The sequence below is a fragment of the Pyxidicoccus sp. MSG2 genome (genome assembly GCF_026626705.1).
Lineage (GTDB): Bacteria > Myxococcota > Myxococcia > Myxococcales > Myxococcaceae > Myxococcus.
In genome coordinates this window covers 2806042-2832588 of sequence record NZ_JAPNKC010000001.1, presented here as the reverse complement: position 1 = coordinate 2832588, position 26547 = coordinate 2806042, and the positions used below count along the sequence as shown (strand labels likewise).

General features: G+C 73.7%; 11 protein-coding genes. 6 read left to right on the top strand and 5 right to left on the bottom strand.

The features are described 5' to 3' along the window. Positions 1-6: 6 nt before the first annotated feature. Genes OV427_RS10340 through OV427_RS10330 form a run of 3 tightly spaced genes read right to left on the bottom strand, consistent with a single transcriptional unit; the run spans position 7 to position 16786 of the window. The gene (locus OV427_RS10340) at positions 7-13599 is read right to left on the bottom strand and encodes a non-ribosomal peptide synthetase (RefSeq protein ID WP_267855924.1); all 13593 of its coding nucleotides are present in this window, start codon (positions 13597-13599) and stop codon (positions 7-9) included. Positions 13600-13635: 36 nt separating this feature from the next. Further along, the gene (locus OV427_RS10335) at positions 13636-15609 is read right to left on the bottom strand and encodes a hypothetical protein (RefSeq protein WP_267855923.1); all 1974 of its coding nucleotides are present in this window, start codon (positions 15607-15609) and stop codon (positions 13636-13638) included. Between the two features lies 1 nt (position 15610). Then, positions 15611-16786 carry a cupin-like domain-containing protein gene (locus tag OV427_RS10330; protein WP_267855922.1) on the bottom strand — a complete coding sequence of 392 codons (1176 nt, stop codon included), beginning with the start codon at positions 16784-16786 and terminating at the stop codon, positions 15611-15613. A gap of 78 nt (positions 16787-16864) precedes the next feature. On the opposite strand from OV427_RS10330, the gene OV427_RS10325 reads away from it, so the two are divergent. The 5 genes from OV427_RS10325 to OV427_RS10305 all read left to right on the top strand — a co-directional run bounded on the left by OV427_RS10325 (position 16865) and on the right by OV427_RS10305 (position 22146). Next, on the top strand, positions 16865-17044 hold the full coding sequence (locus OV427_RS10325; protein ID WP_267855921.1) for a Xan family putative trans-acting RiPP leader peptide: 180 nt from the start codon (positions 16865-16867) through the stop codon (positions 17042-17044). An 18-nt stretch (positions 17045-17062) separates the two neighbouring features. Further along, positions 17063-18076 (top strand): aromatic ring-hydroxylating oxygenase subunit alpha, encoded by a 1014-nt coding sequence (locus OV427_RS10320; protein ID WP_267855920.1) that lies wholly within the window; start codon positions 17063-17065, stop codon positions 18074-18076. Continuing rightward, positions 18073-19038: a c-type cytochrome gene (locus OV427_RS10315; RefSeq protein ID WP_267855919.1), complete on the top strand. Its 966-nt coding sequence runs from the start codon at positions 18073-18075 to the stop codon at positions 19036-19038. The genes OV427_RS10320 and OV427_RS10315 overlap by 4 nt, the downstream gene beginning before the upstream one ends. A gap of 79 nt (positions 19039-19117) precedes the next feature. Next, positions 19118-21013: a hypothetical protein gene (locus OV427_RS10310; RefSeq protein ID WP_267855918.1), complete on the top strand. Its 1896-nt coding sequence runs from the start codon at positions 19118-19120 to the stop codon at positions 21011-21013. A 20-nt stretch (positions 21014-21033) separates the two neighbouring features. Next, a complete protein-coding gene (locus OV427_RS10305; protein WP_267855917.1) occupies positions 21034-22146 on the top strand; it encodes a hypothetical protein in 1113 nt (370 codons plus the stop codon). 37 nt (positions 22147-22183) lie between these two features. Here the strand turns inward: OV427_RS10305 and OV427_RS10300 are convergent, their stop codons facing one another. Further along, entirely contained in the window at positions 22184-23461 is a 1278-nt protein-coding gene (locus OV427_RS10300; RefSeq protein ID WP_267855916.1) for a TldD/PmbA family protein, read from the bottom strand. Between the two features lie 199 nt (positions 23462-23660). On the opposite strand from OV427_RS10300, the gene OV427_RS10295 reads away from it, so the two are divergent. After that, positions 23661-25001 carry a metallopeptidase TldD-related protein gene (locus OV427_RS10295; RefSeq protein WP_267855915.1) on the top strand — a complete coding sequence of 447 codons (1341 nt, stop codon included), beginning with the start codon at positions 23661-23663 and terminating at the stop codon, positions 24999-25001. A gap of 21 nt (positions 25002-25022) precedes the next feature. Here OV427_RS10295 and OV427_RS10290 read toward each other — a convergent pair whose 3' ends face one another. After that, a complete protein-coding gene (locus OV427_RS10290) occupies positions 25023-26393 on the bottom strand; it encodes a cupin-like domain-containing protein (RefSeq protein ID WP_267855914.1) in 1371 nt (456 codons plus the stop codon). Positions 26394-26547 lie beyond the last annotated feature (154 nt).

Below are 26547 nucleotides of genomic sequence, written 5' to 3'. Positions count from 1 at the left end.
CGCCCGCTACGCGTCGTCCTCACCGAAGGCGCGGGCCAGCAGCCGCGCCGCCACGGCGTCCACCAGCGGCGGCTGGAGGGCGCCGAAGTGGCCTCCCGGCACGGGCACCACGTCCAGCCGGGCCGAGGGCAGCAGGTCGCGCCAGCCCAGCGTCTCATCCCGCTCCGCGCGTGCCTCGTCGCTGCAGAAGAGCGTCACCTTCGCGCGCGGCGAGGCCACCGGCCAGGCGCGCACCTGCGGCACCAGCACCTCGCCCAGCACGTGCCACACGCGGGCCAGCTCCCTACCGGTGAAGTGGTTGGCCGCGGTGCCGCGCTCGCGGGCGCGCTGAGCCACGCGCTCCCACTTCTCGTCGCGCGACAGCGGGGCCAGCTCGCGCTCCAGGGCCTCGTCCCACACGCCGAACTCGTCGGCGATGGCGAGCGCGGGCTCCACCGGGCCGCGCGAGCGCGCGTCCACGGACTGGAAGGTGAGGGCGTCGAAGAAGGCCAGCAGGGCCACCTCCTCACCCGCGGCCTCCAGCGCCGCGGCGACGCCCAGGGCCGGGTAGCCGCCGAAGGAGTAGCCCGCGAGCCGGTAGGGCCCGTGGGGCTGCACGGCGCGCACGTCCTCCACATACGCGGCGAGGCGGGCCTCGAAGCTGTCGAAGCCGCGCGAGGACACCGTCTCCGGTGCCTGGAGGCCGAAGCAGCGCAGGCGCGGCTCCAGGCGGGGCGCGAGGTGGCGGTAGTGGTGCAGCTCGCCGTCGCCCGGGTGGAAGAGGAAGAGGGGCGGCGCGTCCGCGGGCGCGCCCCCGCCGGCCAGCCGCACCACGCTGGTGCGGGGCGGGCCCTCCTTCAGCAGGTCATGCACCGCGTCCGCCGTCTCGCGCAGCGTGGGGCTCTGGAAGACGACGGCCAGCGGCACCGGCAGGCCGAGCTCCTCCTCGAGGCGGCCCAGCAGGCGCATGGCGAGGATGGAGTCGCCGCCCAGCGCGAAGAAGTCGTCCTCCGGCGTGACGCCCGGGCGGCCCAGCACCTCGCGCCACAGGCGCTCCAGCGTCATCTCCACCGTCGTGCGGAAGGGCGTCTGCAGCCGCGCGGCTTCCGGCGCGGGCGCGGGCGCGGCGGCCTCCGGGTCCTTCAGCGCGTGGCGGTCCACCTTGCCGTTGTTGTTGAGGGGCAGCCGCTCCAGCACGGTGAAGGCGGCGGGCACCATGTACGCGGGGAGCCGCGCCGCCACGTGCGCGCGCAGCAGGTCCGCGCCCACGGAGGCCGGAGCCTGCGCGTACGCGAGCAGCCGCAGCGGGCCCGCGGGCGACGGCCGCGCGAGCACCACGGCCTCCTCCACGCCCGGCACGCTCCGCAGGCACAGCTCCACCTCCGACAGCTCCACGCGGAAGCCGCGAATCTTCACCTGGTGGTCCACGCGGCCCAGGAAGCGCAGGCGCCCGTCCGGCAGCAGCCGGGCCAGGTCCCCCGTGTGGTACATGCGCGCGCCGGGCACGCCGCTGAAGGGGTCCGGCACGAAGCGCTCGGCCGTGGCGTGCGGCGCGCCCAGGTAGCCGCGCGCCAGCGCCACGCCGCCGATGTACACGCGCCCCGGCAGGCCGGCCAGCACCGGCTCCAGGTGCTCGTCCAGCAGGTAGAAGCGCACGCGGGGGATGGGGCGGCCGATGGGGAAGGTGGGCGCGGTGTCCACGCCCCCGGCGCCGGGGATGGCGCAGGTGGCGGAGGTGATTGTGCACTCGGTGGGGCCGTACACGTTGAGCCAGGGCGCGTGCGCGCCGCCCACGCGCACCCAGGCCTCGTACAGCTCGCGCTTGAGGACGTCACCGCCGGGGGCCAGCAGGCGCAGGCGCGCGGGCACGCGGCGGCCCTGCTTCTCCAGCTCGCGCACCCACTCCTCGATGTACGTGGGCGGCAGGCTGATGACGGTGATGCCCGTGTCCTCCAGGTACTGCGTGACGGTGTGCGCGGGCAGCAGGCCGTCGTTCATCACCACCGTGGCACCCGCGGACAGCGGCGGATACAGGTCCTCCGCGGCCGCGTCGAAGCTCAGCGGCGCGAAGTTGAGCATCCTGTCACCGGGCGCGAGGCCGAAGCGCTCCGCCATGGCCACGGCGTGGTTGGCCACCGAGCCGTGCTGCACCATGACGCCCTTGGGCTCGCCCGTGGAGCCGGACGTGAAGATGAGGTACGCGAGCTGCGTGTCGGACACGGCGCGGGGGCCGGGCTCCAGGTCGTCCGCCACGTGGGCGGGCTCGGGTGGCACCTCCACGAGGGGCGCCAGCGCGTAGAGTTCCTCCATCCTCACCGCGTCCACCCACAGGCGCCGGGCGCCGGCGCGCTCCAGCACGGACTGCTTGCGCGGCTCGGGCCAGCCGGGGTCCAGCGGGACGTAGGCGCCGCCGGCCTTGAGGATGCCCAGCAGCACGGCCAGGGCCTGCGCGGAGGGCGCCATCACCACGCCCACCGCCTCCTCGGGCTTCAGGCCCTGCGCGACCAGGTGCGCGGCCAGCAGGTTGGCGCGGGCGTTGAGCTCCGCGTAGCTCCAGGTGATGGCGCCGTGGGCCACGGCCGCCGCGTGGGGCGTGCGGCGCACCTGGGCCTCGAAGAGGGTGTGGACGCAGGCCCCGGCTGGCACTTCCTGGGGGCCGCCGTCCAGCGCGGCGAGCACCCCGGCGCGCTGCTCCGGGCTCATCAGCGGCAGGCGGGACAGGGGCGCGTCCGGCGCGCGGACGGCCTCGGCGCAGAGCTGCTCCAGTGCCCGCGCCATGCGCGCGGCCGTCTCCGGGGTGAAGAGGGCGCTGTCGGTGGCGACGACGCCGGACAGCGTGCCGTCGGGTTGCTCGGCCAGGCTGAGCACCACGTCGTACGCGGGGATGACGCCCGCGCCCTCCAGCACGGAGGCCTCCAGGTCCGCGAAGGCCGGCGGGGAGAAGGCGTCCATCAGCAGCAGCGCCTGGGCCAGCGGGGGCGCGGTGCGGTCCGCGTCCGGGCGCACGGCGTCGGCGATGCGCTTGAATGGCACTTCCTGGTGCGCGGTGGCGTGCGTCACCACCGCGTGCGCGCGCCGCAGCAGCGCGCGGAAGGAGGCGCCCTCCACCTCGGTGCCCAGCGGCACCACGTTGGTGAAGTGGCCCACCAGCGCTTCGGTGCCCGGCAGCGTGCGGCCGGAGAAGGGCGAGGCCACCACCACGTGCGACTGGGCGCTCAGCCGGTGCAGCCACGCCTGCATCAGCGACAGCAGCGCGGTGAAGGTGGACACGCCCTCGCTCCGGGCCAGCGCGCGCAGCGCCGTCACGGCCGGGGCGCTCCAGCCCAGCCGCACCTCGCGCATGTTGGCGTTGAGCGCGGGGGCGCGGCGGGGGAAGTCCAGCGGCAGGTCCAACACCGGCGGAGCAAGGGCCAGCGCCTGCTTCCAGGACTCCAGGCTCGACTCCAGCCGGCGCTGCTGCTCGGGCTGGCGCTGCCACAGCGCGAAGTCCGCGTACTGCAGCGGCGGGGGCGGAGGCGGAGTCCGGCCCGCGAGCCGCGCCTGGTACGCCGCCGCCACGTCATCCAGCAGCACCTGCTGGCTGAGGCCGTCCACCACCAGGTGGCTGGCGGCGGTGATGAGCACGTGCTTCGTGCCGGTGGCCTCCAGGCGGGCCAGCTCGAAGCGGTAGAGCGGCCCGTGGCGCAGGTCGAAGTGCTGGTGGTCGTGCCAGGTGACGCGCGCACGCGCCGCCTCCAGCGCCTCGCTCGGGGGCTGGTGGGACAGGTCCAGTCGTGCCAGCACGGGGCCGCGCACGGGGCCCGTCCGGACGAGGACGGTGTTGGACTCCTGGACGAAGGTGCCGCGCAGCGTTTCGTGGCGCTCCACCACGGAGGTCAGGGCCGCTTCGAGGCACGCCACGTCCAGCGGGCCGTCCAGCACCAGCGCCAGGACGCTGACGTAGGGCGGGGCCTCGGGGAGCTGGAGGGCGTACCAGAGGCGCTCCTGCACCAGCGACGCGGGGATGTGTGCGGGGCGCGGCACGGCCTGGAGCGCGGAGCTCCGGGGCGCCGCGGCGAGCCGCTCCGCCAGGCCGGCGACGGTGGGTGCGGTGAAGACGTCCGCCAGCGGCAGGTGCACGCCGAAGGCCTGACGCAGCCGGGCCACCAGCCGGGCCGCGGCAAGCGAGTGCCCTCCCAGCTGGAAGAAGTCCGCGTCGCGTCCCACGTGCTCCACGCCCAGCAGGCGCTGGAAGAGCTCCGCGATCCAGGTCTCCACGGGCCCGCGCGGGGGCTCACCCTGCTGGGGCTGCACGTCGCCGTCCACCGGCAGCGCGGCCAGTGCCTTGCGGTCCACCTTGCCGTTGGGACGCAGGGGGAGTTGCTCCAGGAAGGCGAAGCGCGAGGGCACCAGCGCGTCCGGCAGTACCGCCGCCAGCGCCGCGCGCAGCCTCCGCGCCGCGTGGGCCTCGTCGTGCTCCAGGACGACGAAGGCCTCCAGGTGCGAGTCCGCCGGCCCGGAGCGGGCGAGCACCGCGGCCTGACGCACGCCGGGCACGCGCAGCAGGGTGGCCTCCACCTCCTCCAGCTCGACGCGCACGCCGCGCACCTTCACCTGGAAGTCGGTGCGGCCCATGAAGCCCAGGGTGCCGTCGGCGAACCAGCGCACGCGGTCGCCGGTGCGGTACAGCCGTTCTCCAGGCACGCCGGAGAACGGGTCCGGGACGAAGTGCTCGGCCGTCAGCGCTGGGTGGCCGCGGTAGCCGCGGCCGAGGCCGGCGCCGCCGATGTACAGCTCTCCGGGCACACCGGGGGGCACGGGCTCGCCGCTCGCGTCCAGCACGAGGAAGCGCACGCGCTCCAGTGGACCTCCGAGCCGCGAGGGCGCTCCCGCCCGCAGCGGGTGGAGCGCGGCCACGCACGTCGTCTCGCTGGGGCCATAGCCGTTGAGCAGCCGCACCGGGCCGCCCGTGAGCCTGCGCACCAGGGACTCCGAGGGCGCCTCGCCGCCGAGGTGCAGCACGGCGAGGTTGCGCAGCGCCTCGTCCGCGCCGGGCGCTTCCAGCGCGGCGGACACCACGGAAGGCGTGGCCAGCAGGTGGGTGGCGTCATGCCGGCGCACGTCCTCGGCCAGCTCCACCGGGCCCGTGGCACGCAGCACGACGCGGGCACCGCGCGACAGCGGCAGCAGCAGCTCCACCACGTGCATGTCGAAGGCGACGGACATCGCCGCGAGCACCGTGTCACCCGGGCCCACGGGCGCGGCGGTGTCCAGCGCCTCGAAGAGGTGGGCGAGGTTGCGGTGGGTGAGCTCCACGGCCTTCGGCTCGCCCGTGGTGCCCGAGGTGAAGACGACGAGCGCCAGGTGCTCCAGCGCGGGCGGCGTCAGGGTGACGGCGGGCCCCCGGGCATCCGGCTCCACGGTGCCGATGTCGGGCAGCGGCTCGGGGAAGGACTCGGGGGCTGCCACCACCAGACGGGCTCCGGCGCCGCGAAGCAGGGACAGCCGCCGGGCGGGCGGGTGCCCCGGCTCCAGCGCGAGCCAGGCCGCTCCTGCCTTGTGCACGGCCAGCAGCGCGACGAGCAGCGAGGTGCCGCGCTCCAGGCACACTCCGACGACGGACTCGGGGCCCACGCCCCGGGCCACCAGGGCCCGCGCGAGCGCGGTGGCCTGTGCGTCGAGTCCTCCGTGGCTCAGGGCCCCATCGGGCGCGACGAGGGCGGGGGAGGCGGGGGCGTGGGCCGCGTGCTGCTCGAAGCGGGAGATGGCCGGCAGCTCGGAGGCGAGCGGGCGCGCGGTGGCGTTGAAGTCCCGCACGACGCGCTGTCGCTCGGCGTCGGAGAGCAGGGGCAGGGCCTGGAGTTGCGTGTCGGGAGCGTCGAGTGCGGAGGAGAGGAGCCGGACGTAGTGGCCCAGCATGCGCTCCACCGTGGCCGCGTCGAACAGCTCCGAGCGGTACTCCGCTTCCACTTCCAGCGCGTCGCCGCGCTCATTCACCACGAGGGCCAGGTCGAACTTGCTGGCACTGGCGCCCACGGGCAGCGGCCGGGCCCGCAGGTCCGTCAGTGCCTCGGCGAGCGAGCCGCCCACCGGGTTCCAGGCGAAGCCCACCTGGAAGAGGGGAGAGAGGCTGGGGCTGCGAGGCAGGTCGAGCGAGTGGACGAGGCGCTCGAAGGGGACGTCCTGGTGGGAGAAGGCGTCGAGCGCGGTGGAGCGCACGGCGGCGAGCAGGGAGGAGAAGGGGAGGGAGGGGGAGAGGTGGGTGCGGAGGACGACGGTGTTGACGAAGAGGCCGACGACGGAGTCGGTGGCGGGGTGGGGGCGAGAGGCGACGGGAGTGCCGACGCAGAGTTGGGGCTGGCCGCAGTAGCGGTGGAGGAGGGCGGCGAAGGCGGCGTAGAGCGCCATGAAGGGAGTGACGTGGTGCTGGCGGCACACCTCGCGGAGGCGCAGGGAGAGGGAAGGGGGCAGGCGCAGGGGAGAGGAGAAGCCACCGGCGTCGGAGAGGACGGCGGGGCGGGGCCTGTCGGTGGGAAGCTGCAGTAGCGAGGGGGCGTCGTGCAGGTGCTGGCGCCACCACTGCAGTTGGGCCTCCTCGCGCGCCCGCACGGCGGGGGACTGCTGCCAGGCGGCGACGTCGGCGTAGCCCAGGCGCACCGGAGGCAGGGAAGGAGACTGGCCGCGGGAGAGGGCCGTCCAGGCCTCCCCCAGCTCGCGCATGAGGACGTCGAGGGAGAGGCCGTCCACCAGCAGGTGGTGGAAGACGAGTAGCAGCACGTGGTGCTGGGCAGACAGGCGCCAGAGGACGAAGCGGAAGAGGGGCCCGTCCTCCAGGGAGAAGGGCGCGTCGGCCTGCTGGCGGAGGCGCGAGGCCAGCGCGTCGGCATCGTCCTCCAGCGACTCGACGCGCAGCAGAGGCGAGGAGGGCAGGGGCCGCACCCGCACCTCGGGCTGGCCCTCCACGGAGACGAAGGTGGAGCGCAGCACCGCATGGCGCTCCACCAGCCAGCGCAGGGCGGCCTCCAGCACCTCGGGCTGAAGCGGGCCGTGAAGCTCGACGGCTTCCGGGACGTGGTACGCGCACGAGTCAGGCTGAAGCTGGTGGAGGAACCACAGCCGCTGCTGGGCGGAGGAGACGACAGGCGGCGTGCCTTGCGGAAGCGGGGAGGGCGCCGGAAGCGGGGGCAGCCCCGCCGAGCGCAGTTTCTCCACCTCGCGCGCCAGTCCGGCCACGGTGGGAGAGGCGAACAGCGCCGCCAGCGGCAACTCCACGCCAAACGCCTGCCGCACCCGCGCCACCAGCCGCGTCGCGCTCAGCGAGTGCCCCCCCAGGTGGAAGAAGTCAGCCTCGGCAGAGACCTCCTCCACGCCCAGCACCTCGGCGAAGAGCTCCGCCAGGAGCGCCTCCCTCGGCGAAGCGTGGCGGCGTGCACCCGCGGCCCGGGGCGTCGCCTCCGTGGGCGCCGGCAGTGCCTTGCGGTCCACCTTCCCATTGGGTCCCAGCGGCAGCGCGTCGAGCAGGACGACGCGCGACGGCACCATGTACGCCGGCAGCCGGAGCGCCAACGCCTCCAGCACCTGCGCCTCACTCACGCCGGGCCGGGAAGCCACCACCCAGGCCACCAGCACCGAGTCTCCCGGCCGCCGCTCACGCGCCATCACCACGGCCGAGCGCACCTCGGGCAGCAGCTCCAGCGAGGCCTCGATTTCCGCCAGCTCGATGCGGAAGCCGCGCACCTTCACCTGGAAGTCGGCGCGCGCCAGGAACTCCAGCACGCCGTCGGGCAGCCGCCGTCCCAGGTCGCCCGTGCGGTACATGCGCGCGCCGGGGACGCTGGAGTAGGGGTCAGGCACGAAGCGCTCGGCGGTGAGCTCGGGACGGCGGAGGTAGCCGCGGCCCACGCCCACGCCGCCCACGTACAGCTCGCCCACCACGCCCAGGGGAACGGGTCGCAGCGCCTCGTCGAGCACGTACACGTCCAGGTTGGGAACGGGCCGGCCAATGGGTGTGGTGGCCCGCTCCGGAGGCGCGTGCATCGGGTGCACCGTGACGTCGTCCGAGCACTCAGCCGGTCCATACGCGTTGATGAGCGGCACGCGCGGGTAGCGGGAGAACCACGCGCGGCACACGGCGGGAGGCAGCGCCTCGCCCGTGGGAATCATCCACCGCAGGCGCTGGAACGAGGGCGCCTTCTCTGGCGCGCCATCCTCCAGCATGGACTGGATGACGCCCGGCACCAGCTCGGCGATGGTGGCTCCGGTGGCCTCCAGCGCGGCGGCCAGGCGCAGCGGCTCCTGAACCACCGCGTCGTCGAAGACGTACGTGGTGCCGCCGAAGGTGAGCGCGCCCAGCATCTGCCACACGGAGATGTCGAAGCTCACCGCCGCCGTCTGGGCGACGAGGTCGTCCTCGCAGAGGCCCAGCACCTCCTTCAGGCCGAGGATGTGATTGAGCATGCCCCGGTGGTCGATCATCACCCCCTTGGGGACGCCCGTGGAGCCGGAGGTGAAGAGCACATACGCGAGGTGCTCCGGCCCGGCGCGGCGGGGCAGCGGTCCGTCACCCGTGGGCTCGCTGCAATCGAGCGACAGGATGCGCGGGCGTGCCTCCTCGGGCACTTCGGCCAGGGCCTGCTCCAGCAGCGCGCCGCCGCCGCCGAGCGCGAGTACGAAGGGAGCGCGGCTCTCGATGAGCAGCCGGGCCACGCGGGCTGAGGGCAGCCGCTCGTCGATGGGCAGGTAGGCGCCGCCCGCCCTGTGCACGGAGACGATGGCGCGCACCATGGCCTCGGTGCGCGGGCCCACGAGGGCGACCACCTGCTCCGGGCCGACTCCCTGGGCCGCGAGCCGCCGCGCGTCGCGCGAGGTGACGGCCTCCAGCTCCGCGTACGTCCACTGGCCGCCTTCGTAGGCCAGGGCCACGCGATGGGGCGCACGCTGGGCCCACCCGGCGAAGAGCTCATGCGCGCACTGCCCGAGCGCATAGTCCCGGCGCGTCGGCGTGTCGCCGCGCAGGGCGAGCTGGTGCTCGGCGTCGGAGAGCAGGGGCAGGGCCTGGAGTTGCGTGTCGGGAGCGTCGAGCGCGGAGGAGAGGAGCCGGACGTAGTGGCCCAGCATGCGCTCCACCGTGGCCGCGTCGAACAGCTCCGAGCGGTACTCCATCACCAGCTCGTAGCCCGCCGCGTCTTCATTGGCGATGAGCGTCAGGTCGAACTTGCTCGCCGAGGGCACGACGTGGAGCGCGCGCGCCTCCAATCCCGACAGCGCATGGGCCAGCGAGTGCTCCACCCGATTCAGGTCGAACATCACCTGGAAGAGGGGAGAGAGGCTAGGGCTGCGAGGCAGGTCGAGCGAGTGGACGAGGCGCTCGAAGGGGACGTCCTGGTGGGAGAAGGCGTCGAGCGCGGTGGAGCGCACGGCGGCGAGCAGGGAGGAGAAGGGGAGGGAAGGGGAGAGGTGGGTGCGGAGGACGACGGTGTTGACGAAGAGGCCGACGACGGAGTCGGTGGCGGGGTGAGGGCGAGAGGCGACGGGAGTGCCGACGCAGAGTTGGGGCTGGCCGCAGTAGCGGTGGAGGAGGGCGGCGAAGGCGGCGTAGAGCGCCATGAAGGGAGTGACGTGGTGCTGGCGGCACACCTCGCGAAGGCGCAGGGAGAGGGAAGGGGGCAGGCGCAGGGGAGAGGAGAAGCCACCGGCGTCGGAGAGGACGGCGGGGCGGGGCCTGTCGGTGGGAAGCTGCAGTAGCGAGGGGGCGTCGTGCAGGTGCTGGCGCCACCACTGCAGTTGGGCCTCCTCGCGCGCCCGCACGGCGGGGGACTGCTGCCAGGCGGCGACGTCGGCGTAGCCCAGGCGCACCGGAGGCAGGGAAGGAGACTGGCCGCGGGAGAGGGCCGTCCAGGCCTCCCCCAGCTCGCGCATGAGGACGTCGAGGGAGAGGCCGTCCACCAGCAGGTGGTGGAAGACGAGTAGCAGCACGTGGTGCTGGGCAGACAGGCGCCAGAGGACGAAGCGGAAGAGGGGCCCGTCCTCCAGGGAGAAGGGCGCGTCGGCCTGCTGGCGGAGGCGCGAGGCCAGCGCGTCGGCATCGTCCTCCAGCGACTCGACGCGCAGCAGAGGCGAGGAGGGCAGGGGCCGCACCCGCACCTCGGGCTGGCCCTCCACGGAGACGAAGGTGGAGCGCAGCACCGCATGGCGCTCCACCAGCCAGCGCAGGGCGGCCTCCAGCACCTCGGGCTGAAGCGGGCCGTGAAGCTCGACGGCTTCCGGGACGTGGTACGCGCACGAGTCAGGCTGAAGCTGGTGGAGGAACCACAGCCGCTGCTGGGCGGAGGAGACGACAGGCGGCGTGCCTTGCGGAAGCGGGGAGGGCGCCGGAAGCGGGGGCAGCCCCGCCGAGCGCAGTTTCTCCACCTCGCGCGCCAGTCCGGCCACGGTGGGAGAGGCGAACAGCGCCGCCAGCGGCAACTCCACGCCAAACGCCTGCCGCACCCGCGCCACCAGCCGCGTCGCGCTCAGCGAGTGCCCTCCCAGGTGGAAGAACGACTCCTCGCGCAGCACGCGCGCGCGTCCCAGCACCTGCCCGAAGAGCCCGGCCAGCAGTTCCTCCACGGGCCCGCGCGGGGGCTCACCTTCCTCGGGCTGCACGTCGCCATCCACGTGCAGCGCGGCCAGCGCCTTGCGGTCCACCTTGCCGCTGGTGGTGGTGGGCAGCTCCTTCAAGGCGATGCAGCGCGAAGGCACCATCGCCTCCGGCAGCACCGCCGCCAGCGCCGCGCGCAGCCTCCGCGCCGCATGGGCCTCGTCGTGCTCCAGGACGACGAAGGCCTCCAGGTGCGAGTCCACCGGCCCGGAGCGGGCGAGCACCGCGGCCTGACGCACGCCGGGCACGCGCAGCAGGGCGGCTTCCACCTCCTCCAGCTCGATGCGCACGCCGCGCACCTTCACCTGGAAGTCGGTGCGGCCCATGAAGCCCAGGGTGCCGTCGGCGAACCAGCGCACGCGGTCGCCGGTGCGGTACAGCCGTTCTCCAGGCACGCCGGAGAACGCATCCGGGATGAAGCGCTCGGCCGTCAGGTCCGCGCGACCCCGGTATCCGCGGCCCAGGCAGGTGCCGCCGATGTACAGCTCTCCGGGCACACCGGGGGGCACGGGCTCGCCGCGCGCGTCCAGCACGTACAGCCGGCACCGGTCCAGCGGGCGTCCCAGTCGCACGGGCCGGCCCGCGAGCGTGTGCTCCGCGGCGACGTTGATGCTCGTCTCCGTGGGCCCATAGGTGTTGACGAGCCGCGTGCGCGTGAAGGCGAGCTGCTGGACGAGCCCCTCGGGCAGCACCTCACCGCCAGCCACGACGACCTTCAGTGTGCGCAGGGCCTCCGGCGCGCCGGGCTCCTCGAGGGCCGTCGCCAGCGACGACGGCGTCATGACGATGTGGGTGACGCCGTGGCGGAGGATGTCGCGCCCCAGCCCCAGCGGGCCCACCTCGCGCAGCACCGTGCGCGCGCCCCGGGTGAGGCTGAAGAGCAGCTCCTCCAGGTGGATGTCGAAGGACAGGCTGCCCGACGCGGCCCAGCAGTCACCGGGCTGCGTGTCGTAGTACGCGTCGAAGGCCGCGAAGCAGTGGACGACGTTGCGGTGGGTGAGCTCCACTCCCTTGGGCTCGCCCGTGGAGCCGGAGGTGTAGAGCAGGTACGCGAGGTGCTCCGCGCGAGCCCGCCGCGGCACCACCGCGGGCACCGCGCCGCCCACGTCTGGCGCCAGCACGGGCACGCCGGGCTCCACGCCCTCGAACAGGGAGGGCCGGCTGACGACGAGACGCGCCCCGGAGCGCCGCAGCAGTGCCGCGCGCCGGGCCGGCGGGTGCGAGGCCTCCAACGGCAGGCACGCCGCGCCGCTCATGAAGATGCCCAGCAGCGACACCACCGCGTCCAGCGAGCGCTCCAGGCACAGGCCCACCACGCCCTCGGGCCCGGCCCCGGCCGCCGCCAGGTGCGCGGCCAGCCGCGAGGCCCGCGCGGCCAGCTCGCCGAAGGTGAGCGTGCCCTCGGGAGCCACCACGGCCGGCGCGTCCGGCGTCAGCGCCGCCCGGGCCTCGAAGAGCGAGGCCACCGTGGCCTCCGCGTCGAAGGGCCGCGCGGTGTCGTTGAAGCCGTGCACCACCTGCGCCCGCTCCGGGACGGACATCAGCGCCAGCGCATCCACCGCGGTGCCCGGCGCGGCCAGCGCGTGCTCCAGCAACCGCAGGCAGTGGCCGAGCATCCGCTCCACCGTCGCGGGCTGGAACAGCTCGGTGCTGTACTGGAAGGAGAGCTCGAAGCCGCCGCCCGTGGCCACCACGGTGAGCGACACGTCGAACTGGCTCGTCCGCGTGTCCAGCCGCACCGGCCGCGCTCCCAGTCCGGCCAGGGCGCCCGTGAGCGAGCGCTCCTCCTCGTACAGGTCGAACATCACCTGGAAGAGCGGCGTGCGGCCGAGGCTGCGCTCCACGCCCAGCGACTCCACCACGCGCTCGAAGGGCACCTCCTGGTGCGCGGTGGCGTCCAGCACCGTGCGGCGCACCCGGGCCACGTGGGCGTCGAAGGTCAGCCCCTCGGGCAGCGCCGTGCGCAGCACCACGGTGTTGACGAAGAGGCCCACCACGTCCTCGGCCTCCAGGTGCGCGCGGCCGGCGACGGGCGTGCCCACGCACAGCTCCGCCGCCTGCGTGTAGCGCCGCAGCAGTGCGCAGAAGGCCGCGTAGAACACCATGAAGGGCGTCACCTGGTGCTCGCGGCAGTACGCGCGCACCTGCGCCGTCAGCGCGGCGGACAGTGGCACGGGCTCCGTCTGGGCTCCCCGGTCCGTGCGCACGGCCGGACGCGGCAGGTCCGTCACCAGCTCCAGCACCGGTGGCGCGCCGGCCAGCTGGCGCTTCCAGTACTCCAGGTGGGTGGCCTCACGGGCCTCCGTCGCCGGCGTGCGCAGCCACGCGGCGAAGTCGGCGTACTCCAGGCGGGGCGGCGTCCAGCGCGGCTCCTCGCCCCGCGTCAGCGCGGAGAAAAGCTCCCCCAACTCGCGCATCAGCACGTTGAGCGACCAGCCGTCGAACACCAGGTGGTGCAGCACCAGCAGGAAGACGTGGCGGCGGGGGGCGAGGCGGAAGAGGCGGAAGCGGTAGAGGGGCCCGCGCTCCAGGTCGAAGGGGCGCGTGGCCTCGTCCTGGAGCCGCGCCGCCAGCCGGGCCTCGCGCGCGTCGGCGTCCAGGGACTCCAGGTCCTCCAGCGCCAGCACCCGGGCCGGGGCGTCGTGGAAGGCGACGAGCGGGCGCCCCTCCGCGCTGGGGAAGGTGGAACGCAGCGCCGCATGGCGCGCCAGCAGGAGCACCAGCGCGCGCTCCAGCACCGCCGCGTCCACGTCCCCCGTCAGCTCCACCGCGCGCGGCACGAGGTACGCCGCCGAGTCCGGCTGGAGCTGGTGCAGGAACCACATGCGCTCCTGCGCGAACGAGGGCACCGCGGGCGCGCCGTCCGGCCGCCGCACTGGCCCCACCGTGTTCGGCGCGGCGGTGGGTCTGGAGGCCTGCGCGCCGCCGCGCTCCAGCAACTGCTTGAGGCGCTCGCGCTGCTCGGCCGGGGAGGGGGGGGCCACGTCTTTGCCAGAGGCCATTGGCGGGGTGTTTCCTCGAAGGGCTACATCGAACGGCTACATCCGCATGCGGATGTTGAAGCCGGCACGGAACAGGCCGAGCGCCGTCGCGGGCACGTCCGCGACGCCGGTGTCGGGCTCGAAGCGGAACTCGCCACCGCGCGGCCCCAGGGGCGTCTCGACGAAGAGCTGCACGGAGACGTCCCGCCTCGGCGTGAAGCCGAAGTCCAGGCGGGAGAAGAGGGACGCATCACTGACGTTCGCCAGCGTGGTGAGGGTCAGCACGGGCGCGAAGACGCTGCGGCGCGCGAGCGACACCTGTCCCATGCCGTAGAAGCGCCCGAAGTAGAGCGGCTGGAAGTCCCCCGTGGAGCGCAGCCACGTGAGGAAGGCCCGGTCCTCGTAGCCGTGCTGGTTGAAGAAGCCCTCCGCGCGCAGGACCATCCGGTAGATGTCCGCAATCCGCACCTGCGTCATCACCCCGCCGCTGGCCTGCACCCAGGTGCCGCGCTGCGTCTGCTCCTGGAAGCCGTCCGCCGTGCGCTCCCAGCGGCGCACCGCGTCGTCGCGCAGCAGCGCCACCTCGGCGTTGAGGTCCAGCGGGCCCACGCCGCCGGACCAGTCCAGGCCGTAGCGCGGGCGCCGGCCCTCGTCGAAGGCGGCGGTGGCGGCGATCTCGGTGGCGCCCAGGGCCACCTCCGCTCGCACGGCCCCGCCATAGCGCGCGCGGTCCGGCGTGCCGCCCTCCAGGTCCGCCGTGGCGATGAGCCACAGGTTGGCCGCCAGCGACTCCCAGGGGATGTTGACCTTGAGCATGTCCACGCCCGTGCGCAGGTCGAACGCGTCGAGCGGCAGCAGGTTGGGCTGGCGCAGGAAGTCCGTGGTGTTCCACACGCGTGAGCTGCCCCACTTGATCTGCTGCCGCCCCGCCGTCACGAAGACGGTGTCGGCGAGCACGAAGCGGAACCAGAGCTGGTCCAGCAGGACGTGTGGCTCGGACAGCGTGGAGTCCAGTGGGTCATAGAGGAGCCGCCCCGTGACGAAGCCACGCAGGCTCTCCGACGGCTTCACGTCCAGGTACACGTCCACCAGCGCCGGGAAGAGGGGCTTGAGCTGCGTCTGCCCTCCGCCGCGCGCGCCGCTGAGCTCGCCCCGCTGGTAGTACATGCCGCCCAGCGTGAGCAGGTCCTGCACCTTCGCGGCGACGGGCTCGCGCGGCACGTCCTCCACGACGGCGTTGCCCAGCGCCTCCGCGTCCGGCGGGGTGGCTGCCTCCGGGGACGCCGGAGGGACTGGAGCGGCCGATGCCGGCGGTGGCGCCACGGGGGACGCCGCCGGGGCGCTGTCCTCGCCGGGAGTGGAAATCTCCGCGGGCCGCATCAGCTCGTCCACGGATGCCGTCGCCACGTCCGGCTCGCCCGTGCTCGTGGACGCGGGCGCTGTCGCTGGCGCTGGCGCGGGGGGCGCCGCCACCTCGGGCGCCGCCGCGGCCTCCGCCCCGGGCTCCGGCAGCACCGGTGCCTCCAGGACGCGCGGCGCCGAAAGGTTCGGGGGCAGGTACGTCATCGCCTGCACCTGGCCCTGCGCGAAGAACACCGTGACGCCGAGCGAGGCGTAGTGGAAGGCGAGCTGGTTGCCGGCGGTGGCCTGCACCCCGTAGCAGGGCTTGCGGCCCCTCTGCGCGGCGCACGAGGGCCCGAGCTCCGCCTCCAGCGCCTCGCGGGTGGGCGCGGGCCGTGGGAACACCTCCAGGCGCAGCAGCCTGCCCGTGCGCGAGGTGAGCACGGCGCGCACGCCGCGCGTGCCGGGAGGCGCGGACGCACCGAGGTAGGTGACGACGTGGTCCTGGTCTTCTTGCGCCTCCAGGTCGGGCCTGCCGAGCTCCCGGTAGAGGATGCGCGCGGACGTGACACCCGGCTGCAGGTCATTCCAGCCAGCGCCGGCGGCCACGCTGCTCCAGGCAAGCCACAGCACCAGAGCGAGTCGGGCGGGGGAGGGAAGAGGCATCATGATGTCGACCGAGCGTCGCAAGTTACTCCATCGGCTCGCGGGCGAAGAAGGTGGGGGCCCCGGCGTTGCGCTCCACCATGGCGGCGAACGCGCCCGGCGGCGTAGGGATGGGGTCGCCCGACGCCTGGAACGTGAAGTGCTCGTAGTACAGCGCCACCTGCCGCCGCAGGAAGGCCGGCAGGCCCGCCACCAGCGCGCGAGTCCGGGCGCGGTGGCGAGCGTCGGCGGCAGGCTCGTCCGGCTCCGGCGCGAAGGCCTCCGGCGCGTCGACGAAGACGGTGCGCCGGTACTGCGCCAGTGCCCGGGCGCGCTCGGCGTGCGTGCGCGGGAAGAACAGCCGGATGGCCTCCGTCAGGTTGCGCTGCACCTCGCCGAGCTGCTCGAAGGAAGCCGCGAGCACCCAGTTGTTCACCATGATGTTGAGGCCGAAGGACTCCACGTGGTGCCACCACATGGGAGGGATGACGAGCACGTCGCCAGGGCCGATGACGGCCACCCGCGCCTCGCGCTGCGCCTCCCGGAAGCGGGGGAAGCGCTCCAGGTCCGGGGACAGCATGCGCACGTGGCTCGCCTGGGCCTCCTCCAGCATCCGGTCGAACGGCGCGTGGTACAGGCTCGCCATCAGCTCGGGCGCGAACATCGTCACGCGCTTGGTGCCCTCCACCATGCAGATGAAGTTGAGGAAGTCGTCGTAGTGGAGGTTGACCACCTGCCCGTTGGAGCCCGCCCACATCAGCGGGCGGAGCTGCTCCTCCGTGAGGAAGGGCAGCACGCCGGGTCCCAGCCCGTCGAACAGGGGCGTCCCCCGCTCGATGAGGTGCGCCTGCATGTAGACGTAGTCGCCCGACTCGCCCCGCAGGCTGCGCAGCAGCTCGTGCCCGAAGGCGTCGAAGGGCACGCCCTCGCGGGGGGCGCCGAACGTCACGTCCTGCAGGTCTTCCCGGAAGTGATAGTGCCCGCCGGACCGCGGGTGCATCTGGTGGAAGGTGACGGGGCGCGCGCCGAAGCGGGCCCCCAGCGCGGCCACCTTTGCCTCGGGTGTGGCCGCCGCCCGCAGCTCCCTCAGGAGCGGCCAGTCCTCCAGGCACCCCTCCACCACCACGGGGGCGTCCAGGGCCCGGGCCAGCAGCGCCTCCGGGCGGGGACGGTGGACGCGGGGGACGGGCTGGGCCTCGAAGGGGAGGGGGGGCACGTTCATCAGGAGCGGACTCTACCAGCATTGACAGCATCCCCGCCTTCCGGGAGCATCATATTCTCATCTTTCGAGGAGGTCGCGATGGCGTCGGACGGAACCACCCCCGTGCAGGCAGCTCCCAGCGTGTCGAGCCAGCGAGCGGCCGAGCCCGTGCCGGTGGAGGCCTCGGCGGCGGCGCCCGAGAAGCTGGATGAAATCGAGGAGATCGACTTCCTCCTCGAGGAAATCGAAAGCAAGATCGCCCCGCTCGCGCTGGCCTGAGCCCGGCCCCGTTCCGACGTGCGCTCCTACCGCGAAGCCTTCTCTTCGTACTGGCACCCCGTCGCGTACGCGAGCGAGCTGAAGGACCGGCCCCTCGCGGCCCGGTTGCTGGAGACGGACCTGGTGGTGTGGCGCACCGGCTCCGGTGTCGCGGCCACGCAGCGCCACTGCGCGCACCGTGGCGCGGACCTGTGTGCCGGCGAGCCCACCGCCGAGGGCCTGCGCTGCGCCTTCCACGGGTGGACCTGGGGGCCGGAGGGCGCGTGCGTGCGTCTTCCCTCGCGGCCCGGAGGCCCCATTCCGCCCTCGGCCCGGCTGGCGGCGTTCCGGGCCACGGAGCGCTACGGCCTCATCTGGGTGTGCCTGGCACCGGAGCCCGCGGCGCCGCTGCCGCACTGGCCGGAGCTGGAGGACGGCGCCCTCGCGGTGGTCCACCTGCCCCGGCTGGACTGGGACGCCTCCGCGGGGCGGATGATCGAAATCGTCCTCGACGTGGCCCACCTGTCCTGGGTGCACCGGGGCACCTTCGGCAACCCGGACGAGCAGGAAGTGCCTCCCTATGAGGTGGAGCGCCGGGAGGACGGGGTGCATGCGCGGATCATCTATCCGGCGCTGGCCCCCGGCCTCGACGGCGCCCCGCCGAAGGTGGACCGGACCACGCTCACGTATGACGTGACGCTGCCCTTCGCCGCGCGCCTGGCCTTCAAGCCCACGCTCTTCTATGCGCACACCGTCTACGCCATCGCCTCGCCGGTGTCGGAAGAGAAGATGCGGTGCTTCTACTTCGCGACGTACCACCCGAGGCTGCGCCACTTCCCGGACATGTTCGTGAAGAGCGAGCTGGCCATCCTCGAGCAGGACCGCCGCGTGCTGGAGGGCGTGCGGCCCCGGGCCCATCCCACGGACTTCGCGGGCGAGGTTCACACCCCCGCGGACCGGCTCCCCATCGAATACCGCCGTGGCGTGCTCGCCCTGCGACTGGGCCAGCACGTGGACGGGCCCGCGCCGGACGGCGCTGGAGGAATGCCATGAGGTGGACGGGGGCCGCGGCCCTGTTGCTGGCGCTGGCCGCGTGCCGCGAGCGCGCGGAAGCACCGCCCGCGGAGGCGAAGGCTCCGGCCGTGGAGGCGAAGGCTCCGGCCGTGGAGGCGAAGGCTCCGGCCGCGAACGCCGCACAGGTGGAGCGCGGGCGCTACCTGGCGGAGCACGTGCTGGGCTGTGTCTCCTGCCACACGGAGCGGGACTTCGGTCGGTTCGGCGGCCCGATGACGGGCACGCCCCTGGCGGGCGCCTGCTTCGGCGACGGCTGGGAGCTGCCGGGCCGCGTCTGCGCCCCCAACATCACCTCGGACCCCGAGCACGGCGTGGGCCGGTGGACGGACGTGGAGCTGCTGCGCGCGCTGCGCGAGGGCTTCGGCCGCGACGGCCGCGACCTGTTCCCCATGATGCCGTACCTGGAGCTGCGCGCCCTGTCCGACGCGGACGCACGCGCGGTGGTGGCGTGGCTGCGGCAGGTGCCTGCCTCGCCACGCGCCACCCCGCGCACGCAGGTGCCCGCGGAGGTGTCCGAGGAGTTGAAGGGTCTGGCCGCGCCGCTCACCACGGCGGTGGCGGAGCCCGGCCCCACGCCCGTCGAGCGCGGCCGCTACCTGGCCACCGTGGCGCAGTGCGCCTTCTGCCACTCCGGTCCCCCGGGCCCCGGCGGCCCGGGGCCCTTCGCAGGCGGCCGTGCCACGCCCACGCCTCACGGCGCCGAGCAGGCCCCGAGCCTGCTGCTGCCTCCGAAGGGTCGCCTCCCTCCGGACGAGGACGCCTTCGTGGCCCGCTTCACCGCCTTCCGCGAGGTGGCGGACGCGCCTGTCCGCGACGGCCAGCTCAACCGGCTCGTCATGCCGTGGAGGGACTTCTCCGGGATGAGGGAGGATGATCTCCGCGCCCTCTACCGCTACCTGAAGACCGCGTCCGCGCCGGTCGCCGCCAAGGCGGGTGACTGACGTGCGCTGGCCTCCCCCCAATGATCCCGGTAGACTGCCGCCGCGCCGCGAAGCCGCTCCCCCTGGTGGCCCCCTTCCCATGAAACCGTCTCCCCTGAGCTGTGTCCTCACGCTCGCGCTCGTGCTTGGCGCGGGCTGTGACGTCCTCAACACCTCCGACGCGGAAGGGACGCGTGGCCGTGGCGCGAGGGCGTTCGACCCCTACTCGAGCTCCGCTTCCGGCGCCATCTCGCTGTCCCTGCTGTCGTTCCAGGGCTGCGCGGTGCTCCCCAGCGGCGAGCCCGTGGCCTCCGGCGCGCGGCCGCTGCCCGGCTACCCGGCTGCTTGCCAGAACATCAACTCCGGCTTCCCGCCCGGTCCGCCCGCGCCCCCCACGGCGAAGTTCAACGTGACGCCCGGCGCGCTCTACTTCCTGCGCGAGCTGACGGTGATGGACGCCGCCATCAACGTCCACACGAACTACACCAACCGCCAGGCCCCGGCGACGTGGATGCGCAAGCAGTCGCTCTTCAAGAGCCTGGACTGGTCCGGCCTGGCCGTTGGCCGCGACGAGTGGCGGCTCATGAGCGACGACGCCTACCGGCGCGAGACCTACTTCGAGAACGCCGCGTGGATGACGTCCGTCGACGACACCTTCCTGCTGGAGGTGCTCGACGCGGACGGCAACGTGCGCGCGGAGCAGACGTACAAGCGCACGGACTTCCTCGCGGAGACCAGCGTCACCGGCCGCACCCGCGTGAGCTGGGCGGTGAACGGCGTCGGCCGTCCCAACTTCCCCGGGGACCCGGAGCTGCACCGCGTGGCGAAGTTCGGCGACCCCGTCTTCCACACGGGCGTGAAGGTCTCCCTCGCCAACTCCACCAACCCGTTCAAGTCCTTCACCATGCCGCAGCTCACCGGCGAGGGCGCCATCCGCGTCACCTGGAGCCTGATGAAGGACGCGCCCTTCTACTTCCCCGTCAACTTCGTCCCCGAGGCGGAGCGCCCCGCCACCTGCTACCGCCTGGACGCGGACGGGCTGGCCACCTCCGAGCGCGTGCCCTGCGGCTTCGGCCTGGAGCAGGCGGTGCGGATGAACACGCCCGCCAACGGCCAGTTCTTCCAGCCGGGCGACACGCTGGACTTCCAGGTGTCCCTCCAGGACGGTGACGGCCACGGCCTGCACTCGCGCGACCTGATGCCCAGCTTCGATGAGTACCTCGGCGACGAGTCCAACGGCCTGGGCTATTTCAACGAGGGCATGCTGCTGAACTTCCGCGACACCAGCAGCTCCGAGTCCGGCTTCAAGGTGGTGGGCCCGCTGCAGGACCTGCGGGTGGTCAACGGCACGTACTCGCTGCCGTACTTCGCCTTCCCGGAGCTCAGCGAGCCCAAGTACTACGTCGCGCCCGGCACCAACGTCATTCCCGGCGGCAACGCCACCGAGCCGCCCACCCGCTACGCCGTGAAGCTGCCGGAGAGCGCCAGGGCCGGCACCTATGCCGTCGTCCTCAAGGGCCACCGCTCCTTCATGGGCGAGCGCCTCAACCGGATGGACCCCTTCTTCTTCCAGGTGGGCCAGGCCGAGCCCACCACCTACCCGGGCCGCGTGGGCAACTGCCAGTTGTGCCACAACGGGGTGAACTCGCTGAGCAACCTGCACCACGGCGTGAGCGTGGACCACGTGGAGCTGTGCAAGACGTGCCACTTCGACGCGTCCGTCGGCCACATCTCCGAAATGATTCACAGCCTGCACATCAACTCGCGCAAGTACGCGCAGAACAAGGGTGACTGCACGCTGTGCCATCTGTCGCGCGAGAGCACCCTGCGCCCCAGCCTCATCGCCTGCAACAGCTGCCACCTCACCTCGCACGGCACCGACTACTTCGACCTGCAGTTCGCGCCGCTGCAGGTCACCCCCAACGCCTACGGCAATTGCGCCAACGCGTGCCACGTCGCCGCGCCGCCGGCAGAGCACGTCCTGCCGAAGAACTGAGCTTCCGAGAGAGACCGCCCATGAGGACTTCCACCGCTGTCTTCACCAGCGTCCTGCTCGCCCTCTCCGGTTGCTCCGGAGAGGACGTCGTCCCGTCCGCGCCGCTGGCGGACGAGGTCCCCTTCTCCCCGCTCCCCGAGCGGCAGACCACCGTCTCCGGCATTGTCCATGACCCGGAAGCGTTCTTCTTCTCGCTGGCCATGTTCCCGCCCGACCCGGAGGACCCGGAGGGTGAGAACGCGCCGCCGCCCGCGCTCTTCGAGGGCATCCCCTTCCTCACGCTGTCGGTGGCCGTGGGCTCCAGCGTGAGCCTCGTGGCCGACGGCGCGCGGGCGGGCTCCAGTCAGGCGCCCTCCACGCCCACCGGCTTCTGGCAGGTGCAGGGCGTGCCCTCCAGCGACACCCTCCACTACCTGGCGCGCGCCGAGCCACCCGCGCAGGGCCCGGTGCTCACCGGCGGCGTGGACATCTACCCGTCGCCTCCGTTCGAGACCGTCCCCGAGGGCCAGTACTTCCCCACCACCGCGCTGCGCCCCATCATCGCCTCGCCGGCGATGTGCCAGGGGCAGGTGGCCGCGCTGGTGGGTGAGACGGGCGCGCTGGGCGCGCTCGCGCAGCTGCTCTCCGCGCAGGGGACGCCCACCACCGCGGCGGACCTGGCGGACCCGGCGAAGACGGGCGGCGTGGTGCTCGTCTGGGTGTACGCCCCCAGCTTCGCGCTGGACCTCTTCAACATCCCCAGCGGCGGCATCACCGCCGAGGCCTCGCGCGGCACCGTCTACGGCATCGACTGGGCGCCGCCGGGCGTCGTCCCCGAGGGGCAGTCGCCCATGGGCTACCTGGCCGCGCCGGAGCCCACCAGCAGCCTGGGGTACTTCGCCGTGGTGCTGCCTCCTGGCGGCGGCTCGGCCCCGGTGACGCTGACCTTCAAGGACACCGTGGTGACGGGGCCGGAGGAGGAGCCGGGCCCGTTCGGTCCCCGCCCCTGGCGCGTGCCGGCCATCACCGTGCCGGGCGTGCCGGGCATCTCCTTCCTGCGCCACTTCGCGCTGCGCGCGGAGGACGAGCCGGTGGACCCGGACGCGGATCCGGTGCCGCCGGACGACCTGAGCTGGCGCTGCATCGGCCAGTGACGCCGTGGGGCGCGGAAGGGCCGCTTCCTCGCGGGCCTCAGCGCCAGGGCCGGACGTGGAGCTGGCGGAAGCGCACGGAGGGCTGCCCGAAGGACACGGGCAGCGGGCCGTGGTTCATCTTCCGGCAGCCGCGGGTCGCGAAGAGGTTGGTGACGTCGGCGCCCACCGCGTCGATGGCGGCCAGGGCCTCCAGGCCATTGCCGCTGAGGATGGCGGGTGACACCCGCCGGCCCGGCACGCCGTCGCGCACCTCCTGGGCCTCCACCACGTAGAAGCTGAAGTCCCCCGACAGCAGGTTCATGTGGCGGGGCGTGAGGTGCCGCACGAGCAGCCCGTGCCGCACGTCATGCAGCAGCGAGGCGAGCTCCCCCTGGTGGGGCTCCACGCGGGTGTGCGCCATGCGGGGCAGGGGCGGGTGGCGGAAGCTCACCCGGCGGCCGTGGCCGTTGGGCGAAAGGCCCAGGGCCCGCGCGCTCCGCGTGTCGAGCAGGGGCACGCCGACGACGCCCGCGCGCAGCAGCGGCACCGCGCACGCCGGCTGGCCCTCGTCGTCCGTCGCGTAGGCCAGCGCCTCGTGGCCGTCGGTGGGGTCGTCCGACACGGAGACGTGCTCGGGCGCCACGCGCTCCCCGAGCCGGCGCGCCAGGTACGAGCCGCCGCGGGCGACGACGTCTCCCTCCAGGGGATGGCCGCAGACCTCGTGGAAGAAGCAGGCGGAGGCCGCGCCGGGCGGGAAGACGATGGGCAGCGGGCCCGTGGGGCACGGCACCGGGGGCGTCTGCTCCCCCCACTCGCGCGCCAGGCGGCCCACCCGCGTCCGCAGCGTGGAGGCCGCCTCCAGGAGCCGGGGGACGTCCGGGTACGCGGCGCAGCGCCACTGCTCCACCGGGCCGCCGTCGGTGGTGTGGAGCACCTTCACCTCGACAATCACGGCCTCTCGCTGCGCTCGCACACGCCGCGCTTCGTCGGAGAAGAGGGTGTCGCGCCGCACGTGGCGCAGCAGGACGTCGAGGTGGGCCGCGCCCTCGGCGCGCGCCGCGTCCACCAGTCCGTGGATGAGCTCCGCGAAGGCCTCACCGCCGCCAGAGAGTCCCGGCTCGGGGGCGAGCAGCGCGCGCGCTTCCTCCGCGAGCGAAGCGGGCAGGGCACCGGGAGGCAGGCCCGCGCCCGCCACTTCCGTCCACGTGTGCTGGCTGCCGCCGGGGTGCTCGCGGTGGACGGAGCAGCCGCGCTCGAGCGTGGGCGCCCGGACGCGCAGCCCCGAGCGCTGGTGCACCACCTCGCTGACCTCGTGCCGCTCGACGAACCAGTCCACGCGTTGGCTTCTCCAGGGGCGGCGCCCTGGTGCGAATCATGGCACCGGCGCACACCGGGTGCCCAGCCCGTCCGGCGGGGCGCGGCGGCGGGCGAGGAGGCGGGTGCCGCGAGCGGCCCGGTGTCATGGGCACACGGTGCGAAGCACGCGCGGGAGCGCAAGGATGCGGCATGATGCGGGCGGGAGCCTGACGCGACGGATGCGAACCCCTGGCGGTGGACGGGACGGTGCGGAGACGGAGCAGGGCGCTTCGCTGGCGGCGCTGGCCGAGGCGGGACGTGACGCGCTCGCGGACACCGCCCGCGCGCTCGGCGTGGACAGCCTGGAGTTGCATCTCTCGGCGACGCGGCGGGTGAGCCGGGAGCTCGACGTCCACGCCGGCACGGCCGTCACCACCCGGGGCGAGTCCCGGACGGCGTGCGCCCGCGTCTGGCTGGGAGACTCCTTCGGCGCTGCCGCGGCGCCAGTGGGCGGGCGCGAGGACGTGCGGGACGTGCTGGCCGCCGCCGTCCGGAGCGCGGCCTCCGGCGCGCGAGGACCCGTGCCCCCCGCGCTGGAGCCGGGCCCTGACGTCCCTCCCGCGCTGCCGGAGGACACCTCGTCCCGGCTGGAGGCGCTGTCGGAGCGCCTCCTCCGCACGGGACTTCCTCCCGGCGTGGTGGTGCAGGCGGCGGTGCTCACCCAGACGGCCACCTGGCGCGCGGTGCTGCGCGCGGACGGCGGGTGCCGGGGTGAAGCAGGGTGCGCGGAGGAGGCCTTCGTGCGCTGCGAGACCGCACGCGGCGCCGTGGTGGACGCCGTGGCCGCGCCGCCGGGCGGCGAGGTGGACTTCGCGCCGCTCCGAGCGCGCCTGGAAGAGGCCGTGGCCGCGCTGGAAGGGCCCGCCGGGCCGCCGTCACCGGGCCTGCCGTGGGTCCTGCACCCCGCCGTGGCGGCGCCGCTGGTGGCGGGCCTCGCCTGGCTGCTGCGCGGAGACGTGGCGGCCTCGACGCCCGCCCTGGCTCGTGCCGCGGGGAAGAAGCCCTTCCCGTCACTGCTGTCCGTGGAGGACGACCCGCGCCAGCCGCTGGGCACCTGCCTGAGGACGCTCGACGACGAGGGCCAACCCACGCGCGCGCTGAAGCTCATCTCCGAGGGGCGGCTGGCGGGCTTCCTCCACTCGGCGGAGACGGCGGCACGGCTCGGCGCCGAGCCCCACGGCCGGGGCTTCCGCGAAGGCACCGCGCCTCCCGCGCCCTCGCCCCTCAACCTCTTCGTCGTCCCGCGCGCCGACGCGCTGCCCGCGGACTGCACGGAGCTGGTGGCCCGCGTGGAGACCTTCACGACGATGTCCCGCCCCGGCGTGGTGCTCCTCATCGCCGGGGGCTGGGAGGTGCGGGGCGGACGCCGCGTGCGCCGCATCGCCCCGGTGGAGCTGGAGCTTCCCGTGATGGAGACGTTCCGCGCGCTCCGGGGCGTGGGGAGCGATTTGACGTTCTTCCCCACCGCCGACGGCGTCGGCACGCCGAGCCTCGTCCTGGCCCTGACCCCACCGGGGTGAGGGCCGGGACGGGCGCCCGCGTCAGGCCTCCTGGCCGGGCTCGCAGTGCTGCACGGCCCGCCAGCGCACCAGGTCGTTCAGCAGCCCCTGGAGGGCGCCGCGCTTGAAGGTGCGCCCCTCCAGCTTCGTGAAGAACGCCTCCTCCAGCTCCTTCACGCGCACCGGCGTGCCCGCGTTGAGGGTGGCCACGAGCTTCTCCATGCGGCGGCTCACCGTGGCATTGGCGGCCAGCATGGACGAGCGGCCATTGGCGGCCACCAGCACCTGGCCTCCCGTGAGCGGCATGGTGACGATGGGCCGCGAGGGATGGGCCCGCACCCAGTCCTGGCCGGTGACGGGCTTCGCGGAGCGGTCCTCCGGCGGCACCCCTTCCATGGCGCCGTTGGTGAGGAAGCGCACCCAGGCGGCGGTGCTCTCGCGGTCCGCGGCCATCACATTCTCCCGCTTGCCGCGCTTGCCGATGGAGCTCTTCAGCGCGTTGGGCACCTTCCACTTCGGCGCGCCCGGCATCTCCGTGTGGCGCAGCCGGTCGGGCCACTCGTGCTCCGGGGCCATCTCGACGAACTCGGGCGGGCGGAAGTTGAAGCCCACCGACGCGGACACGACCATGCCCTTGCCCGGCTCCGCGCGGTGCCAGTACGAGGCCGGCCAGAAGAGGATGTCGCCCGGCGAGGCCTCCAGGAACTCCGCCTGCGAGAGCAGCTGCTCCTCGTCCGCCTTGTCGCGCAGGTGGATGAGCGCGTTGTGGTCGATCAGGTTGGGGCCGTCCTTCGGCAGCTCCTCGCGATGCGCGAGCTTCTCGAAGGGCCAGAGGCTCATCACCTTCTGCCCCTGGATGACGAAGTTGAAGATGTGCAGGTCGTCCTTGTGCACGCCGAAGGGCGTGTACAGGTAGTTGCCCATGAAGAGCGTCGAGTCCACGCCCGACATCGGCACGCCGACGGCCTGGAAGAAGCCCCCCAGGAAGCTCTTCACCTGGAGCCAGTGGTTCCAGTGGTACGTCTGGAGGTTGTTGAGCAGGACGCCGAAGCGCCGGCCCTTCAGCTGGTGCGTCATGCGCGCCGTGTACCCGTCGAGCGTCCGGTCCTCGGGGACGGGCAGGTAGCGCGACAGCGAGAAGATGGAGGAGTAGTCAGGGACCTGACCGGGCTCCGGCTCGTGCTCGATGTAGATGCGAATCTGCTGCTTGAAATCGCCCTTGCGGTAGCGCTCACCGCACGCGAGCACCGCCTCGAAGGCGTCCTGGGGCGTGGGGAAGTGCGCGGGAAACAGTCCCCGGAGGACGGTGGGCTGACGGTTCCAGTACTCCTTGACGAACGTCTTCCAGAAGGAGCGGGGGAGGGCGAGGGACGGCTCGGGAGGAAGGTCGAGCACGGAGTTGGATGGGGCCATGGAAGTTCCCTGGGGGGTGAAGCCGGGAAAGAGGCGAGGGGATGATAGCACCAGCCGACGGTGCCTCCGCTTCCAGGCGGGCGGGCGGGCGGGCGGGCAGGCGAAGCGCACGGGATGAATCCGGTGCATGCTGCGGCCCGCGCGTCGCGCCGGA